Here is a 16,801-nt window from a genome sequence, read left to right on the forward strand (position 1 = left end):
CAGGCTTATTAATTTATAATAAGCCTGGTTTATTTTACAAGCAATTAGCATTCAAGAGAAACACTTAACCTCATCTTGCAAAAGGAACCATAGGGAGGGTCAACATTACAATCTTTCTTCATTATATGTTTAATAGATCTTTACGATGAAAAGAGCCTTTTTTGAGTACCTGTTAAGAAAAAAATATATTCCGAAACAAAAAGTAGTCTAAAAAACTTCTTATCTTGGTCTTCTTATCAGAATCTTATTTTAAACAACATCGTAACATGAAAATAGCGCTAGCCCAGTTAAACTATCATATCGGTAATTTCAGTGCTAACACCACAAAAATCATTGCAGCAATCGAAAATGCAAAAGCTCAACAAGCTGATATTATTGTTTTTTCTGAATTAGCAATTGGAGGCTATCCAGCGAAAGATCTATTACTAAATACAACATTCTTACAACACTGCCAAGAGTCCCTGTCTGCTATTGCTTTGGTATGTCAAGATATTTTATGCGTTATAGGTGCCCCCATTCCAAATACTGACCCAGAAGGGAAAGCCCTTTATAATGCTGCAGTTTGCCTAGAAAATGGAAAAACAACACATATCAGTAAAAAAGGACTGCTCCCAACTTACGATGTATTCGACGAATATCGATATTTTGAACCTAACCGTAAGTTTACTTGTTTCACTTATAAAAACACCAAAATAGCCCTTACAATTTGTGAAGACTTGTGGGATGATGATTTAGGAAATAATTCTTACGTCGGCGATCCAATGCAGGAACTAAATAAAGAAAATCCAGATCTGCTTATCAATATCGCAGCTTCACCATTTTCTTATATTCATCACCAGCGCCGTACTTCAGTTTTAAAAGCTCAAGTTGTAAAAGCCAAATGTCCGTTAATCTACGTTAACCAAGTTGGAGCACATATGGATCTAATTTTTGATGGTAGATCGCTAGCCTTTGATGAAAACGGAAATATTTGCTGTGAACTGAAAAAGTTCGAAGAAGATATGCAGCTTGTGACATTCACAAACAATACAATTCTGACAAACACGCCATACGAAGAAAAGCATCAACCAGAAATAGCACTCATTTACGATGCATTGTTATTGGGTCTACGTGATTATTTTAATAAATCTGGTTTCAAAAAGGCTATTTTAGGTCTATCTGGCGGTTTGGATTCCGCACTAGTAGCCGCACTCGCATGTGAAGCACTGGGACCTGAAAATGTACTTGCAATACTACTCCCATCCATCTACTCTTCGGACCATTCCATTCAAGATGCTCTAGATCTGGTAAAAAACACACAATGTAAGCATCACATCCTTCCCATAAAAGATATAACACAAGCTTTTGAAGCAACATTAGCTCCCCTATTTGAAGGCTATCAAGCAGATACAACAGAAGAAAATATCCAGGCCCGTACCAGAGGAACATTATTAATGGCTATATCCAATAAATTTGGTCATATTCTTTTAAATACCTCCAACAAAAGTGAAGCTGCGGTTGGATATGGCACCTTATACGGCGATATGGCAGGCTCTATATCGGTCATTGGAGATGTTTATAAATCCAAAGCATACGACCTTGCGCGCTATATTAACCGTAATCGTGAAATAATTCCAATAAATACAATTGAAAAGGCACCATCTGCCGAATTGAGACCTGATCAAAAAGACTCAGATTCATTGCCTCCTTATGATATTTTAGATGCCATATTATTCCAATACATCGAGCTTCAAAAATCAAAAGAAGAAATTATTGCATCAGGAATAGATGAAACAACGGTCAATAAAGTAATTAAACTTGTCAATAATTCGGAGTTTAAAAGATTCCAAGCTCCACCTATATTACGTGTAAGCCCAAAAGCCTTTGGCCCTGGCCGTTCCATGCCGTTAGTTGCCTTATATCAATAATTTTTTATACATATTATTAAACTTTTATCAGTTCTATTTGTCTAACCCTAAGAAAATAACATAAATCCTATTGGTCATGAAAAAAATAATTTATTTCTTATTTGCAAGTTTAATTCTTGCTTCCTGTGCATCTTATCAATATAATACGATGCGTGACGAAAAGGTAGATTTTTCGCAGTACCATACATATGGATGGTTACCGCCTGTAGACTCCCTTTCTAAATCATATTTTGATAACGATATCGCAAGAACAAATATATTAGACGCTAGTAATAACGAACTTCAAGCAAAGGGACTTACTTATAGTAAAGATAATCCAGACTTGTTATTTCGTTATATTACTATTGTGAATAACAAGAGTCGTTTAGTGTATGGGACCTCGTACGCGTATGGCGGACCTTGGAGCTGGTATAGACCATGGTTTTCACCTTATTATGGATATGCTACATACCCTGTCGCTAAAGAACGTTATCGTTATAGCCACTTAATTGTGGAAGCTATAGACCGTAGAACAAATAAAGTGGTTTGGCAAGCACGAGGCTCAGGTGAAGTCAATAGTCCTGAAAAAGCAACTACAAATATTGCAAAAGTAGTAAAAGGAGTATTTAAGCAATATCCTACTACATTGAAAAAATAATTTCTTGATGACAAAAAAGCCATGAAAAATTTCATGGCTTTTTTTGTTGTAAAATTTCACTTATATCGAGGCCCTAATTTTGATATGGAACGGAACTTCAACTCGGTCTTTTGATTTGTTTTTGATCAAATCTGCAGCCATACGCCCCATCATTTCAAAATCAGTCGATATCGTAGTGATTCCATTCAAAATAAATTTCTTTAGTGGAGTCTCATTATAAGAAATGATACCAACATCTTTGCCTATTACCAATTTTTTTTGCAGAATCTTATTCAGTAATTTAACCAAATCATCTTCGATAATATTAATATAGCAGGTACCTACCGCCACCTTTTCCTTATTTAATTCAGATACCAGTTCATGATCAAAAGCATATTGCTGACAAAACTTATAAAAACCCTTTATAATCGCTTTTGGAAAATCACTATGATCTGGAAATACCAATTTCAACATCTTATATTTACTTAATGCCTCATTAGCCTGCTCTAATGCTAAATAAATATCCTGTTCATAGTTTTCATAGACCGCTGGAAAATCTCCTGGGACATCATCTATAAATTTCCCTAATAACATAAGTTTATCAGTTGGAATCCTACGGATAATCTCTGGAGCTTTATCTCGGCCCTCTTTAAAATGTGGAAAAAGCACATAATAATCGTAGGTCTTAGTCAGGTTGGAGAGTAAATTTTTTAGGTAAGAAAGATCCGAATTATAAACAAACAGATCTAAATTAGCAAAGTCACCAAGCTCTTTGGCAAATGAATCATAAACTATTTTTTTATGAACACTTAACTTATTTAAAAACAAAGCTATTTTGCATTTTGATTGTAGGTCACTTTTATTGACATAATACCCCTTTCCAGGAATAGATGCGATAACTTCGTACTTCTTTAAATACCGATAGGCCTTTTCAACCGTATCTCTAGATATTTCAAGATAAGCACTGCACTCATTTATTGAGGGTAGCATTTCATTTTTTTTAAGCACCTCATTCTTTACTGCATCAATGATGGTATTGGCTAGTTGCAAATATTTAGGAGTTGCAGAGAAATCACTAATTTCTAGTTTTTGTAAAAACTGAGCGCTTGAATCGGTCATTTTATAATTAAGATTGAACATTAAAAATAACAATTAATTAGGATATGTATGAAACATCATATCTTAAAATTTTAGAAAAACTTATCCTAGATCTAAAGGTATTGGGATATAAAACAGTTCTTTTTTCTTGCTTTTGCTTGGTAAGTACACCATTAATTACGACCATAACGGCACAGGATGAGTACCAATTAAATTACACTTAACTTGCATCAATAAATTGATAGCAAACAGTTTGACTAGGTGTTTATAATAAATATCGAATCGAACAGTGTGTTATTTTTCATCATAATTTAAGATTAATTGGTTTTTTAAAAGGCTTTCATTCTCCCCGTTTGAAAGCCTTTTTTCAACACTTTCTTTCCGATACCATGTCCATACGAGTGCAACATTATAATCAATCCTAAGGAAAGCTTATTCTTCTACACATCAATTTCCTCTAAAATATCTCAATTCAATTATATCATTTGGAATAGGTTTTTCGTTCCAATGTTCATGGATAACAAGTGCAGCACCTAATGCTGTCGCTTGTGCCATGGAGGCACCAAAAACCTCTACCTCAGGAAATTCTTTTGCCAAGAGATTCATGTAAATATGGTTTTTACTAAACCCTCCATCTACAAAAATTCTAGATACCTTTTTAGCGTCCAAAACAAGCCTTGTCGACTCAACTTGAGCCTTGATCAAGTGTAGCATTAAACTATGGTAAGCCTCTTCATAATCATGATAGCGACCCAAATCCACCTTTGAAAAAATTTTCAAATCCCCTGCTATACTTTCTTTAGCTAATTTAGCTACTATTCTAGGATTGAGTTGAATATTACGAAACTTGGCTGTAGTAACATGAAAAAAATCAGCTATCCGTTTAGACTGTACCTCATGCTCATATCCGGCAAATAATCTGGAAGCTTTAACTGGCTTACCAGCATAAGACTGATAAAACAAACAATCTTTCCGTAATTCATCTACAGTTAAATCACTATGATTAAATGGATTGAAAGAAATACACCAGGTTCCTGTAGATATAAGAACAAAAGGTTCATTAAAGTTAAGCAAATAAGGAATTAAAGCAGAAGAACTATCATGAAGTCCAGCACCTACCCGATAAGGGCTACCTGGAAATGCGCCATCAAAAACCTCATCCCCCTTTACAATTGGCGCTAATATCCCCTGTATTCCTTCCTCCTGTACCCATTGATGATATTCATCTTTATTAAAGTCCCACAAAGCAGTATGGCAACCTATACTCGTCATATCAGAGTACACCTTTCCTGAAACTAAAAAACTTAAATATTGTGGCAGATGTAAAGCAAACCTAACGCGTTCAAAAATTTTTGGCTGTTCCCTTTTTAATCGCAAAATCTGTAAGCCCGAATTTAAGCTGCCCAATGCAGGCGAAGAGCTTGCCAAAGAAAAGGCCTCTTCTCCACCATACTTATTATACAAATCTTGCTGAAGGGCAACTGGGAATTCTTTCAGGTAATTATACAAAGGAGTCAAAGGTCTACCATCATCGTCGATATATACAAAGCTAGCTCCATAGGAGGTGAAATTAATCGCTTTAACCTCAAATTCATTCTTCCGAAACACTTCATGAAGCGAGTCGAAAACTGACAATCTCAAACTTTCAAGGTTCTCACACGGATCTCCATCTTCATCCACAGTTTCTAAAAATCTTGCAGAACGCTCGAATACAATTTGGTAGTTTGCATCAAAAAGAAAAAGCTTTTTATTAGTTTTACCTACGTCGAAAATAGCAACTACTGGAATTTTATCGTTATTCATTCTTTAACTTTTATAATCCCGTTGCAATAGTATTTAAACCTCGCTCTTTTATTAATTTATCCCGTAATTTCTCCTCATTAAATAGCAATACAGGATTCAAGGCTGCACCACTCCGTAATCGCGATTCGGCAACTAATGGTCGTACATCAGTACGGAAAGCATCTTGAAGAATTTCTTGTGCCTTCACAATATCATTCATTTGCTGAGCTTCTTTAAGTGCAGCACGATCGACCAATAATGCTTGTGCATAGGCAATTTTTATAGCTTCTACAGATTGCAATAAATCCACTAGGGGGTCTTTGAGATTATGCGAAGCATCAATCATCCACCCCAAACCTGTTGCATGGTCCATTCCATTCAAATCCATGCCATCAACGAGCTCATTAAAAATAAGGAAGAGTTGATAGGGTTTTATACTTCCAGCTGTTAAATCATCATCGGCATATTTACTATCGTTGAAATGAAAACCACCTAGCTTACCCTCCATCAACAACAGAGAGACTATCTGTTCGATATTAGCATTGGGTAGATGATGACCCAAATCAACTAAAGTAAATGCTTGAGGTCCCAGCTTATTCGCTAAGAGCAGCGATTGCCCCCAATCTCCGATAGTCATCGAATAAAAATAAGGCTCAAAAGCTTTATACTCCACAAACAATTTCCAATCTTCTGGCAAATGTTTATAAATTTCTTGCAAACTGGATAAAGTATTTTGAAATGCTTCACGAAAATTCAGTTGTCCAGGAAAAGATGAACCATCAGCTAACCAGACGGTCAGAGATTTGGACCCTAATGACTTGCCGTAATGAATCACTTCAATGTTATGATCAATGGCCTGCCTGCGTACCAATGGGTCAACATGGTGTAACGACCCATGTTTATAACTATGTTCTTGATTAGCTTGATCTTGAAAAGTATTGGAGTTAACGGCGTCAAAAGTAATCGCTAAAGAACTTGCTAATGCTTTAATCTTATCTGCATCTTTTGGGATATCCCAAGGAATATGCAAGGAAATAGCACCACTAGATTTATTGAGCGCATGCAATAATCCAACATCCTCCAACTTTTGTTCTAAAGTACCGGGCTCTCCCGGACCAGAAAAACGTCCAAAACGTGTTCCTCCAGTGCCCAATGCCCAGCTTGGTATTGCTATTTGAAATTTCTGAAGCTTCTCTAAAACCTGTTCAACAGCTGCAATATCCTGTGAGATATATGCAAAATCTCTCTTGTGTTTATCTCTTAATTGACTATTATGCGCATCTATTAGCTGCTTGTCTAAAATCATAATTAAAATGGTTAATGGTTGATAACGTAGATAGATATCGAGTGAATTTTCACATCATCACTCGACATCTAAGATATAAAAATTAGCGAACAAATGCCATTGCAACGCCTCCATCGACATTCAAAACATTGCCTGTAGATTTATTCAACAAGCCACCAACATAAGTGAAACATGCATTAGCAATATCTTCTGGAAGGATAATCTCGTTCAGTAAAGTACGTTTCGCATAAAAAGCCGGTAACTCCTCGATGGTTACTCCATATGCTTTTGCGCGACCCGCGGCCCATCCGCCAGCCCAAATATTACTGTCGGAAATTACAGCATCGGGATTGATAACATTCACTCGTATTTTTGCTGGCCCTAGTTCTGCAGCACACAGACGACTTAGATGTAATTGAGCAGCTTTTGCACTACCATATCCCGCATTGTTGGGGCCACTAACGAGCGCATTTTTACTCACAATATTAAGAATATCACCACCTATGTTTTGCCCTTTTAAAATTGGAGCTACAGCTTGAATAACCAAAAACTGACCTTTTACCAAGACATTATAGAGCAAATCCCAATCCTCTTGCGTATGGTCTTCAATCGTTTTAGAAATTGATAATCCAGCATTATTAACAATAATATCAATTCCACCAAATGCCAATACAGCATCATTGAGTGCATGTTTAATCTGCGCTTCATTGGTTACATCAAGAATTGTGGTGATAACCGCATCTCTCCCAAATTCTGCTACAAAATCTTTCTCACAGGCAGCAAGTCGCTCAGCATTAATATCATTCAACACCACGACAGCTCCTTCTTGGGCCATCTTCTTTGCAATAGCCTTACCAATACCTCCCCCACTTCCTGTCACCAACGCTATTTTACCTGAAAGTGCTTTAGGTTTTGGCATACGCTGCAACTTAGCTTCTTCCAACAACCAATACTCAATATCAAAAGCTTCTTGACGTGGCAAGGCCGTATATTCGCTAATAGCTTCAGCACCTTTCATCACATTGATTGCATTAGTGTAAAATTCAGCTGCCACACGAGCGGTTTGTTTATCTTTTGCAAATGAGAATAATCCTACGCCAGGATATAAGACAATCACGGGATTTTTATCACGAATGCTCGGACTATTTTCATGTTTACAATTTGCATAGTATTGCGCGTACATCTCCCGATAGCCTTCAAACAATGGTTCCAACTTCTTTTTCAGTTCTTCCACATTATCTAAGTTTTCAGACTTGGATAAGGTGAGTACCAAAGGCTGAATTTTAGTGCGTAAAAAATGATCCGGACAACTCGTCCCTAAAGGAGCTAATCGTTCTAGATCATTTGAGTTGATGAACTCCAATACACGGTCATCATCTGTAAAATGTCCAATCATATGACGCTCACTTGAACAAAAACCCCGTAATATAGGAGCTAATTTTGCAGCTTGAGCATTTCTTTCCTCTTTATTTAGGCTTTCATTCTTTTGCCCTCCAAATACAGGACTTTTTTTACCATAATTTTGTTCTAAATATGTTGCACATGTTTCAATAACATCTAATGAATTTAGATAACAATCGTAAGCAGAGTCTCCCCAAGTAAATAAACCATGCGATCCCAACATGATACCTCGGATGTCTGGATTTGCTTTTAGACAGGACTGCAGCTGTAAGCCCAAATCAAATCCAGGACGCTGCCAATCAACCCAACCGATAGAACCATTGAAAAGTTCTTCCGTTATTTTCTTTCCATCTTTTGCAGCTGCTATTGCGATAGCAGCATCTGGATGTAAATGATCGATATGTTTGAATGGCAAAAAACCATGCAAGGGCGTATCTATTGAAGGTGCTTTGGAACTCAAATCAAAAATACAGTGGTTGAATAGTTCCACCATTTCATCTTCATATGCAATCCCCCTATAGACATTTTCAAGATTGCGCAAACGTTGCAGGTATAATGCTGCAAGTCCTGATTTTTTCAATGTACCAATATCCCCTCCAGACCCCTTTATCCACATTACTTCAACATCTTCATTCGTAAGAGGATCTTTCTCCCAAACCTTACAAGAGGTATTACCACCACCATAATTGGTAATTCTTAGATCTGCACCTAAAATATTTGAACGATATAATAATAACGCAACCTCATCACCTTCCAATGATTTCGCTTTTTGATCGTCCCACAAGTAATTTACATGTTTATACGTTTTCACTGCCATATATATTAAATTAATTTTCTAAAGTTCTTGCAAATCCTACGATGCAAATAGAAATTATGATGAGCACTATTCCACCTATTATGGAACGATAAGCAGTTTGGTTCACCCCTTTCCATTCTTTTAATACAACTCCCCAAGCATTTGAAATCAAGATGATAAACGCCATATGAAGAATCCACGAACTGGCACCGTTACCTAAACGACTCTCTCCCATTCCGTAAAAAAAGAATTGTAAATACCAAGTCGTACCAGCCAGGGCACATAAAAGTAAATTCTTAGCTTTGGGAGCATCGGATTTAGTATAATCTGAAAAGGTTTTATTTTTAAATAAAAGATAGATACACCAAATAAAGTTTGTAGTAAAGCCCCCCCACAGGATAATGATGTAAGTAACGTTATTCTGATATAGAAATTCTCCATCGTTAGGATTACTACTCTTCCACACGGAATTTGCCACATCAGCAAGCGGTTTTCCTGCCTCAATGCCAAAATTGAAACAAGCACTAAGTACTCCGGAAACCAGTGCCACTACAATGCCAAGCGTGAAGTTATAATCAGACTTTGCATCACCAGACAGTGTTGATAAACTTTTTTCTTTTGACACACCTGCCTTGCCACAAAGACACACCCCTAAGACACATATCAACAAACCTATTAATATGCAAATGCCAGATTGAGTAGTAAAGAAGTAATCTATTCCGTGCTTTCCTGTCGTTTTATTAAAAAAATAATAAATACTGGGCATCAATGACCCAAATACCATACTTAAACCTAAAATAATACTGCTACCCAACGAAACACCAAGATAACGTACCCCAAGACCATAAGTAAGCCCACCTATACCCCATAACATCCCGAATAAAAAAGTATAGGATAAAATACCAGCATGAGCATGCATGATAATCTCTGAAAAATTAGGAATAGTTAACCATGCAGCAATTGGTGGGACAATAATCCAAGAAAAAAGACCGCCTAAGATCCACATGGACTCCCATGACCATCCTTTCACTTTCTTATAAGGAACATAAAAACTTCCTGACGCAAAACCGCCGATGAAATGGAATATTACTCCGAAAATAGCATTCATACTTATCTTTTTAGGTATTTTACATGAACTAAATTAAATGATTTCCACATCTAAACTGTTATGCACTGTTATGCACTGTTATACATAACAGCTTAGCATCCAAATACAGATCGATGCAGTTATAAGTGGAAATCTGCTTTCAATATTTTAGAAATTGTTCTTTTATTTCCGCTTACTTTCTCTAAATAATAACATTATCAAAGTTGGTCAGATCTAAAATTGGTTAAGCCAAAGCTAATCAAATTGGATATATCAAGTGTGTAATTGGGGCTTATTCAAGGTGTAAAATGGAGACATTTCACGAATTTAATTTTTTCTAATCTGTTTTCAGCTTGTATTTAGCCTGGACTCATTTCTATAACTCTTTTGTTTAAGTTGCATTAGCACAGAAAGTTTCAAATAAATGTTTCTTTTACATTTATTTGAAAAATAGTATATATCTTTAAAAAAGAAATCAATTTAAACCAAGTGATTTCACCCAATAACACATTCATATTTACGAACAAAGGGAATAACAAGTTATTTATCTAACTAATATTTACTTAAAAAATGAGAAAACAAATTTTGTCAATAACCTTTCTCTTATGTTATTTATGCGCAACTGCTCAAGACAACACCCCTGCAGAAAAAGATCACGTCGCCTATATATTTGCCTACTTTTTAGCAAACGATATTAAAGAGGAACAACCATTCAACATCACACATGGACAGGAGATAGATTCTGATGTTTTTAGAGACCCGAAGACTGGAAAACACTACCTCTACTGGGGGAATGGATACACTGCTGTTGAAGAGTTAAATGATGATATGCTGGGCATCAACAAAGAAAGCATAAAAGTAATTACTCCAGATAGCGCCTTTCGCGAAGGATTCTATGTTTTCTATAGAAAAGACATCTATTACTTTCTTTGGTCTGAAGATGACACCAGAAGCGAAGACTATCGTGTACGATATGGAACGTCAACCTCACCAACCGGCTCCATTCAGATACCTGATAATAACCTAATTTTAACTAAAAATCCAGAACTAGGTATTTACGGAACCGGACATAATGCCGTATTGCAAACACCTGGTGAAGATAAATGCTTTATCGTATACCATAGGATAAAACCCGTCATTCCCACATTATAGCTTATCTATTATGAGCTGTATCCAATTGATTAGATACTCATTTGCAAACCAACCTTATTCACATTTAACACAAAAAACAATCAATAAAGCGCCAGATATCAACATATTTGCTGATTAAATGATGATAATTTATTCAATAATCACTAATTTTAGTAACGAAAATACGAGCAATTCTTTTGAAAAATTATATATTATTCCTTGACACAGAAACATCAGGACTTCCAAAAAAATGGGACAAAAGGTATAGTGATACACAAAATTGGCCACATGTACTTCAAGTATCATGGATTATTTTTGATGCAGATTTCAATGAAGTCAAACGGACAAACAAGTACATTTACGAACCCTTTATTTTTATAAGTCGAGAATCCGAACAAATTCATGGACTAACACCACAATTTTTAAGAGAACATGGGGAGAACAAAAAAAATGTTCTACGGAAATTAGCGCATGATTTAAAAAAATATCAGCCGTTGATCGTTGGTCATTTTTTAGCATTCGACTTGCAAGTTATCGCAGCTGAATGTGTTAGATCAAAATTAAATATACCTTTTGAACAGCTCATCTATTTTTGTACACTATGGCATAGTAAAATGTATGTAAGAAATCCCAATATGGTCCATATGAATCTATCCCACCTTCATGAAACCCTATTTACAGAAATACCTAAAGATCTACATAACGCTGAAAAGGATGCAGAAATAACTGCAAAGTGTTATTTTGAAATGGTTAACAGAAATCAACTTTCCACAGAAGATATTGAAAATCAACAAATAAGATTTGTAAATTTACTTCAACCTTAATTCCGTTTCTATGAATAATCCAGACATTATTTTAGCGCTATTAAAAACTACGGCACCTTTTCATGTTCTACCAGAATCTGTACAAAAAAGTCTAGTTGACCTAATGACGAGGTTCACATTCTCAAAAGAAGCACTTATCTATAGACAAGGTATTACTGATATTGACGGAGTTGACCTTATTTATAAAGGGCAATATGAAACATTTTTTCTCGATACGGTAGAGAACAAACGTTCAATCGAAATACATGAAAGCCCATACTGTTTTGGAGGTATTTCAGTGCTTTTAAATCGTAAAAAAGCATTAAAATCCGTCATGGTCAAAAAAGGAACCATCATATATCGGTTACCTCGTAAAGATTTTATTGAACTTTGCAATGTCAATGAGGAGTTCTTCCATTTCTTCACCAATGCATTCGGACGTAAAATGCTTGAAGAAGAATTTTCTCATTTTGTGAAATCACCTGCGTCATTTGAAGAAAGCTATTATGCCGCAGATCAGCTTTATTCTCGTAAGATCGACAATATCATTTATAAAGATATTGTTTCTATAGCCTACAATACTCCTATTTATGAAGTAGCAAAAACGATGTCCCAAAATAAGGTGAGCTGCATTTTCATTACAGAAAAAGATCATATTGTTGGCTACGCAACAGATATGACACTTCGTGATAATGTTATTGGAAAACAAATAAACGTTACACAGGCCATAGGTTTCTGTCATGGACAATCCCATCGTCAGTATCTCTAACCAAGCTTTTCTCTATGAAGCAGTATTGATGATGTTTCGAACAAAAACAAAATATCTTTTAGTTGAAAAAGAAGGGAAATATGTTGGCTTTTTGAGTCGTAACCGCCTGTTGAGTGAACAAGGACAATCTCCTTTAGTTTTTATACAATCTGTAAAATTAGCAGAGTCATTAACTGAATTGCAGGAAAAATGGGAAAAGGTGCCTAAAATTATCAATCAATTGTTAGGTCGAGGAGTAAACGCTGCCATTACAAACCAAGTCATAACGACAATAGCCGATACCATTGCCATAAAGGTGATCGAGAAAGTTATCCAAGAAATGGGCAAGCCACCCGCTAAGTTCGTCTTTATGGTAACTGGAAGTGAGGGAAGAAAGGAACAAACACTAAAAACGGACCAAGATAACGCCATTATCTATGAAGATAAAGCCAATGAACACCGTGAACTGGTTAGAAGCTATTTCCTTAAATTTGCGAGCCGTGTTTCCGACGACTTAAATAAAATTGGATTTGTCTATTGCACTGGTGGATATATGGCTAGTAACCCCGAGTGGACACATTCTTTATCGCATTGGAAAAACAATTACAAAAGTTGGATTGAAGACACCATACCTGAAAATGCAATTAAATTTTCAACATTTTTTGATTGTAGAAGACTATATGGCGACCAAGGAATTATAGACCAACTTAAGTCATTTTTAAATGAGGAGTTACAAAAGCCAAATGACCGCTTTTTTTCATTTATCGCGAAAAATGCTTTGCAGTATGAACCACCACTAACATTTTTTAATGCGATTAAAACACAAACCATTGGTGCTTCCGAATTTCTAAACATAAAAAAAGCGATGACTCCAATTGTCGATCTAGTCCGAGTATACGCACTAAAAAACAGAATTTACGAAGAAAACACCGGCGAAAGACTTAAGAGATTGGTCGAACTTGAAGTCTTCAACCAGTCACAGTACGAAGAATTGCACCAATCTTATTATTACTTAATGGCGCTGCGATTAAAAAATCAAGCGAATGAGATCATAACAACAAAATCTAATCCCGATAATTATATACGAATCGATAGTCTTACTAAAATTGAAAAAGCAACTTTAAAAGAAATTTTCAAAACCATCCATAATTTTCAATTGGGAATAAAATTCAAATTCACAAACAATCTGCTAGGGTAGTACAAGCTTAGAATCTAGCAATCTGTCAATTTTTCAAAATGACAGATTGCTAGATAGCCAAGTCAGCCCTATCTTGTTAAGAAACGATATTCAGTCTTTGAAGAATATGTTTGTCCAGGACTTAGCACAGTAGATGCAAAATTGGCATGATTAGGTGCATCTGGAAAATGTTGTGTTTCTAAACATAAAGCTGCCCTAAAACTATAAGTATGACCATTTTTACCTTTAGGATCTTGATCCGTCATGAAATTACCACTATAGAATTGTAATCCTGGTTCAGTTGTATAGATTTCCATTGCAATACCTGTTTTTGGAGCATACAAAGAAGCTACTTTTTCAAATTCTGCAGATTTGTTCAATTCAAAATTATGATCGTAACCCTTACCTATTTCCAATTGATTGTTTTTATCATCTATTTTTGCACCTATCAATTGTGGTTTGGTAAAATCAAAAGCAGTACCCGCTACAGGTAAGCTTTTTCCAGTAGGAATAAGTGTGCCATCAACTTCCGTAATTGCGTTAGCATTGATTTGAAGCTGGTGATCCAAGATCGTTGCGTCACCCGCACCATTTAAATTAAAGTAAGCATGGTTGGTTAAATTTAAAATGGTTTCTTTATCAGTTGTCGCTTCATAATCTATATTTAGCCCCCCATCATCTTTTAAAGAATAAGTAACTTCCATGTTCACATTCCCAGGATAACCCGCTTCTTTATCTGGTGAACTATAAGCTAAAGTAATGGATGTTGCTGTATTACGAACTACATCCCACACCTTATTATAGACTCCATTTGTACCACCGTGTAATGAGTTTTCACCATCATTTTTTTCTAACAGAAAAGTCTTACCATCCAAATTAAACGAAGCTTTTCCAATTCGATTACCATATCTACCCACTACTGCTCCATAAAAATTATTCGCATTCTTTTTATATTCCTCAGCCGAATCATAACCCAAAATGACATCAGTAGGATGTCCGTCCTTATCTGGAATAACAATACTCACCAATCGAGCACCATAATTGGTTAACGTAACCGTCAATTTCCCATTTTGAAGGGTATATAATTTAACTGATTTTGCATCGATCGTCCCATCAAAAGAATTCAATTGCGTCGTGTCTGTGCTTTTCGAAGCCTCCTTGTTATTTCCAGATTGGCATGACATCGTGAGTGCCGACATGACAAAGAGGATTCCATAAACTTTCTTATACATATTTATTTAATTTAAAATTAACTGTTTAGTTTTAAAACTACCAAAATCGTACATATACTACTGTTACCAAAAGCAATGTCAATACAATCATGGCTATAACTGAAGGTTCTAATTTAAACATGGTCTTATCGAGTACAAAGGCCTTTGGATTAATTTTAGGTCCCAACAAACTGACTGATATCATCGCAATCATAGTAAAGGCAAAAGCCAATCCCATACAAATTTGGAAAGGGATTTCATATACACCATTTTTATTGAGATATGCAGTATAGATCCAGGTTTCATTTCCAAAAACTTTTGTTGCAAACTCATTAAAAAAGATGGACAGAACAAATCCCGTAATTAGACCCGTAATTGCTGCAGCGCCTGTAGTACGCTTCCAAAACATACCTAATAAAAACATGGAGAATACCCCTGGACTGATAAATCCTGTATATTTTTGAATAAATGTAAATCCCCCCGCTCCACCAATACCTAACGTGTCACTCCAAGTAAATAGTACTGCAATCAATATAGAAACAACAATAGTAATCTTTCCAATCCAAACCATTTTGGATTCACTGGCCTCTTTATCGATATACTTTTTAAAAATATCCAAGGTGAATATAGTCGCTATACTATTGGCTTTTCCTGCAAGACCAGCAACAATAGCAGCAGTAAGTGCCGCTAAGGCCAAGCCCTTCATCCCATTAGGTAAATGCCCTAAAATAGCAGAATAAGCATTATCGGCATGAAAAACTCCTCCAGGAGCCATCTCTTGTTGCAATGCACCATTTTTATAAAGTACATAAGCAGCTATTCCAGGAAGCATGACGATAATCGGCATCAATAATTTAAGAAATCCTGCGAAAAGAATACCCGTACGAGCAGTTTTCAAATCCGCACCCAAAGCACGTTGCGTAATGTATTGATTACAGCCCCAATAATTTAGATTAACGATCCAGATACCCGCAAGATACATTCCTATCCCGGGTAACATCAGATACTTATTGACATCTTCTTGTGAGGCTCCGGGACCTGGTTTATCCACGATTAAGTTAAAGTGATTGGGTGAATCTTCCATAAGTTTATTAAACCCTGCTAAAACATTCTGACCAAGCCCAAAATGTTCACTGACCATAGTCAATGCAACATAGGTTGTTGCCACACCACCAATAATCAACACGACCACTTGTATAACATCTGTAAAACCAATGACGCGCATACCACCCAGTGTAATGATAACAGCAAATACAGCTAATGCGACCATAATCATATGAAAGCTATCTCCACCACCAGCCATACTCGATATTGCGATAGCTCCGAGATATAATATGGATGTCAGATTAACAAAGACATAAAGGAACAACCAAAAGATGGCCATAATTAAACTCGTTGTCTCATTATAACGATTATTCAAAAACTGAGGCATTGTAAAGATTTTATTCTTCAAATACACCGGAATAAACCAGACCGCGACAATGATAAGGGCTACCGCAGCAATAAGTTCATAAGCGGCCACAGCTATTCCCACCTCAAAACCATTTCCACTCATGCCTATAAATTGTTCTGCAGAGATGTTAGAAGCAATGAGGGAAGCTCCAATAGCCCACCAAGTCAGAGAGCCCTCAGCTAAAAAATAATCTTTGCTACTACTTGTGTTATTTGTCTTTTTACGATATATCCAGTAGCCGTAGCCAGCTACGACAAAAAAGTAGACTATAAAAATAAGATAATCTACCGTTGCAAATTTTTCCAT

General features: G+C 36.0%; 13 protein-coding genes. 6 read left to right on the forward strand and 7 right to left on the reverse strand.

Going from position 1 to position 16,801, the window contains the following annotated elements; all coding sequences use genetic code 11:
• Positions 1-266: 266 nt before the first annotated feature.
• Both ACFX5U_RS18795 and ACFX5U_RS18800 read left to right on the forward strand, forming a co-directional pair.
• Positions 267-1,907 (forward strand): NAD+ synthase, encoded by a 1,641-nt coding sequence (locus tag ACFX5U_RS18795; RefSeq protein ID WP_038700987.1) that lies wholly within the window; start codon positions 267-269, stop codon positions 1,905-1,907.
• A 76-nt stretch (positions 1,908-1,983) separates the two neighbouring features.
• Positions 1,984-2,544, forward strand: a complete 561-nt coding sequence (locus ACFX5U_RS18800) for a DUF4136 domain-containing protein (protein WP_038700989.1) — start codon at positions 1,984-1,986, stop codon at positions 2,542-2,544.
• Positions 2,545-2,604: 60 nt separating this feature from the next.
• Here ACFX5U_RS18800 and ACFX5U_RS18805 read toward each other — a convergent pair whose 3' ends face one another.
• From ACFX5U_RS18805 to rhaT, 5 genes are all read right to left on the reverse strand, one after another.
• Positions 2,605-3,663 carry a GntR family transcriptional regulator gene (locus tag ACFX5U_RS18805; protein WP_235212293.1) on the reverse strand — a complete coding sequence of 353 codons (1,059 nt, stop codon included), beginning with the start codon at positions 3,661-3,663 and terminating at the stop codon, positions 2,605-2,607.
• Between the two features lie 405 nt (positions 3,664-4,068).
• A complete protein-coding gene (locus tag ACFX5U_RS18810; RefSeq protein WP_280565453.1) occupies positions 4,069-5,424 on the reverse strand; it encodes an FGGY-family carbohydrate kinase in 1,356 nt (451 codons plus the stop codon).
• Positions 5,425-5,434: 10 nt separating this feature from the next.
• Positions 5,435-6,709: a TIM barrel protein gene (locus tag ACFX5U_RS18815; protein WP_280565452.1), complete on the reverse strand. Its 1,275-nt coding sequence runs from the start codon at positions 6,707-6,709 to the stop codon at positions 5,435-5,437.
• Between the two features lie 82 nt (positions 6,710-6,791).
• On the reverse strand, positions 6,792-8,906 hold the full coding sequence (locus ACFX5U_RS18820) for a bifunctional aldolase/short-chain dehydrogenase (protein WP_280565451.1): 2,115 nt from the start codon (positions 8,904-8,906) through the stop codon (positions 6,792-6,794).
• Positions 8,907-8,916: 10 nt separating this feature from the next.
• Positions 8,917-9,993 carry an L-rhamnose/proton symporter RhaT gene (gene rhaT / locus ACFX5U_RS18825; RefSeq protein ID WP_400261728.1) on the reverse strand — a complete coding sequence of 359 codons (1,077 nt, stop codon included), beginning with the start codon at positions 9,991-9,993 and terminating at the stop codon, positions 8,917-8,919.
• Between the two features lie 549 nt (positions 9,994-10,542).
• On the opposite strand from rhaT, the gene ACFX5U_RS18830 reads away from it, so the two are divergent.
• From ACFX5U_RS18830 to ACFX5U_RS18845, 4 genes are all read left to right on the forward strand, one after another.
• Positions 10,543-11,124, forward strand: coding sequence for a family 43 glycosylhydrolase (locus ACFX5U_RS18830; protein WP_400261729.1), 582 nt, complete (start codon positions 10,543-10,545; stop codon positions 11,122-11,124).
• 176 nt (positions 11,125-11,300) lie between these two features.
• Positions 11,301-11,927: an exonuclease domain-containing protein gene (locus tag ACFX5U_RS18835; protein WP_400261730.1), complete on the forward strand. Its 627-nt coding sequence runs from the start codon at positions 11,301-11,303 to the stop codon at positions 11,925-11,927.
• Positions 11,928-11,937: 10 nt separating this feature from the next.
• A complete protein-coding gene (locus ACFX5U_RS18840; protein ID WP_400261731.1) occupies positions 11,938-12,675 on the forward strand; it encodes a CBS domain-containing protein in 738 nt (245 codons plus the stop codon).
• Complete coding sequence (locus ACFX5U_RS18845) at positions 12,647-13,852, forward strand: DUF294 nucleotidyltransferase-like domain-containing protein (protein WP_400261732.1); 1,206 nt, start codon at positions 12,647-12,649, stop codon at positions 13,850-13,852. Before ACFX5U_RS18840 ends, ACFX5U_RS18845 begins: the two co-directional genes overlap by 29 nt.
• 68 nt (positions 13,853-13,920) lie before the next feature.
• On the opposite strand, the gene ACFX5U_RS18850 is transcribed toward ACFX5U_RS18845, so the two are convergent.
• Together ACFX5U_RS18850 and ACFX5U_RS18855 are read right to left on the reverse strand one after the other, a co-directional pair.
• Positions 13,921-15,063 carry an aldose epimerase family protein gene (locus ACFX5U_RS18850; protein ID WP_400261733.1) on the reverse strand — a complete coding sequence of 381 codons (1,143 nt, stop codon included), beginning with the start codon at positions 15,061-15,063 and terminating at the stop codon, positions 13,921-13,923.
• A 37-nt stretch (positions 15,064-15,100) separates the two neighbouring features.
• The gene (locus ACFX5U_RS18855) at positions 15,101-16,801 is read right to left on the reverse strand and encodes a sodium/solute symporter (RefSeq protein WP_400261734.1); all 1,701 of its coding nucleotides are present in this window, start codon (positions 16,799-16,801) and stop codon (positions 15,101-15,103) included.

It is taken from the genome of Sphingobacterium sp. SG20118 (assembly GCF_044740685.1).
Classification (GTDB): domain Bacteria; phylum Bacteroidota; class Bacteroidia; order Sphingobacteriales; family Sphingobacteriaceae; genus Sphingobacterium.

Coding starts and splice junctions, on each gene's coding strand:
- ACFX5U_RS18795 (WP_038700987.1), top strand. CDS start 267: ATGAAAATAGCGCTAGCCCAGTTAAACTATCATATCGGTAATTTCAGT.
- ACFX5U_RS18800 (WP_038700989.1), top strand. CDS start 1,984: ATGAAAAAAATAATTTATTTCTTATTTGCAAGTTTAATTCTTGCTTCC.
- ACFX5U_RS18805 (WP_235212293.1), bottom strand. CDS start 3,663: ATGTTCAATCTTAATTATAAAATGACCGATTCAAGCGCTCAGTTTTTA.
- ACFX5U_RS18810 (WP_280565453.1), bottom strand. CDS start 5,424: ATGAATAACGATAAAATTCCAGTAGTTGCTATTTTCGACGTAGGTAAA.
- ACFX5U_RS18815 (WP_280565452.1), bottom strand. CDS start 6,709: ATGATTTTAGACAAGCAGCTAATAGATGCGCATAATAGTCAATTAAGA.
- ACFX5U_RS18820 (WP_280565451.1), bottom strand. CDS start 8,906: ATGGCAGTGAAAACGTATAAACATGTAAATTACTTGTGGGACGATCAA.
- rhaT (WP_400261728.1), bottom strand. CDS start 9,993: ATGAATGCTATTTTCGGAGTAATATTCCATTTCATCGGCGGTTTTGCG.
- ACFX5U_RS18830 (WP_400261729.1), top strand. CDS start 10,543: ATGAGAAAACAAATTTTGTCAATAACCTTTCTCTTATGTTATTTATGC.
- ACFX5U_RS18840 (WP_400261731.1), top strand. CDS start 11,938: ATGAATAATCCAGACATTATTTTAGCGCTATTAAAAACTACGGCACCT.
- ACFX5U_RS18845 (WP_400261732.1), top strand. CDS start 12,647: ATGGACAATCCCATCGTCAGTATCTCTAACCAAGCTTTTCTCTATGAA.
- ACFX5U_RS18850 (WP_400261733.1), bottom strand. CDS start 15,063: ATGTATAAGAAAGTTTATGGAATCCTCTTTGTCATGTCGGCACTCACG.
- ACFX5U_RS18855 (WP_400261734.1), bottom strand. CDS start 16,801: ATGGAAAAATTTGCAACGGTAGATTATCTTATTTTTATAGTCTACTTT.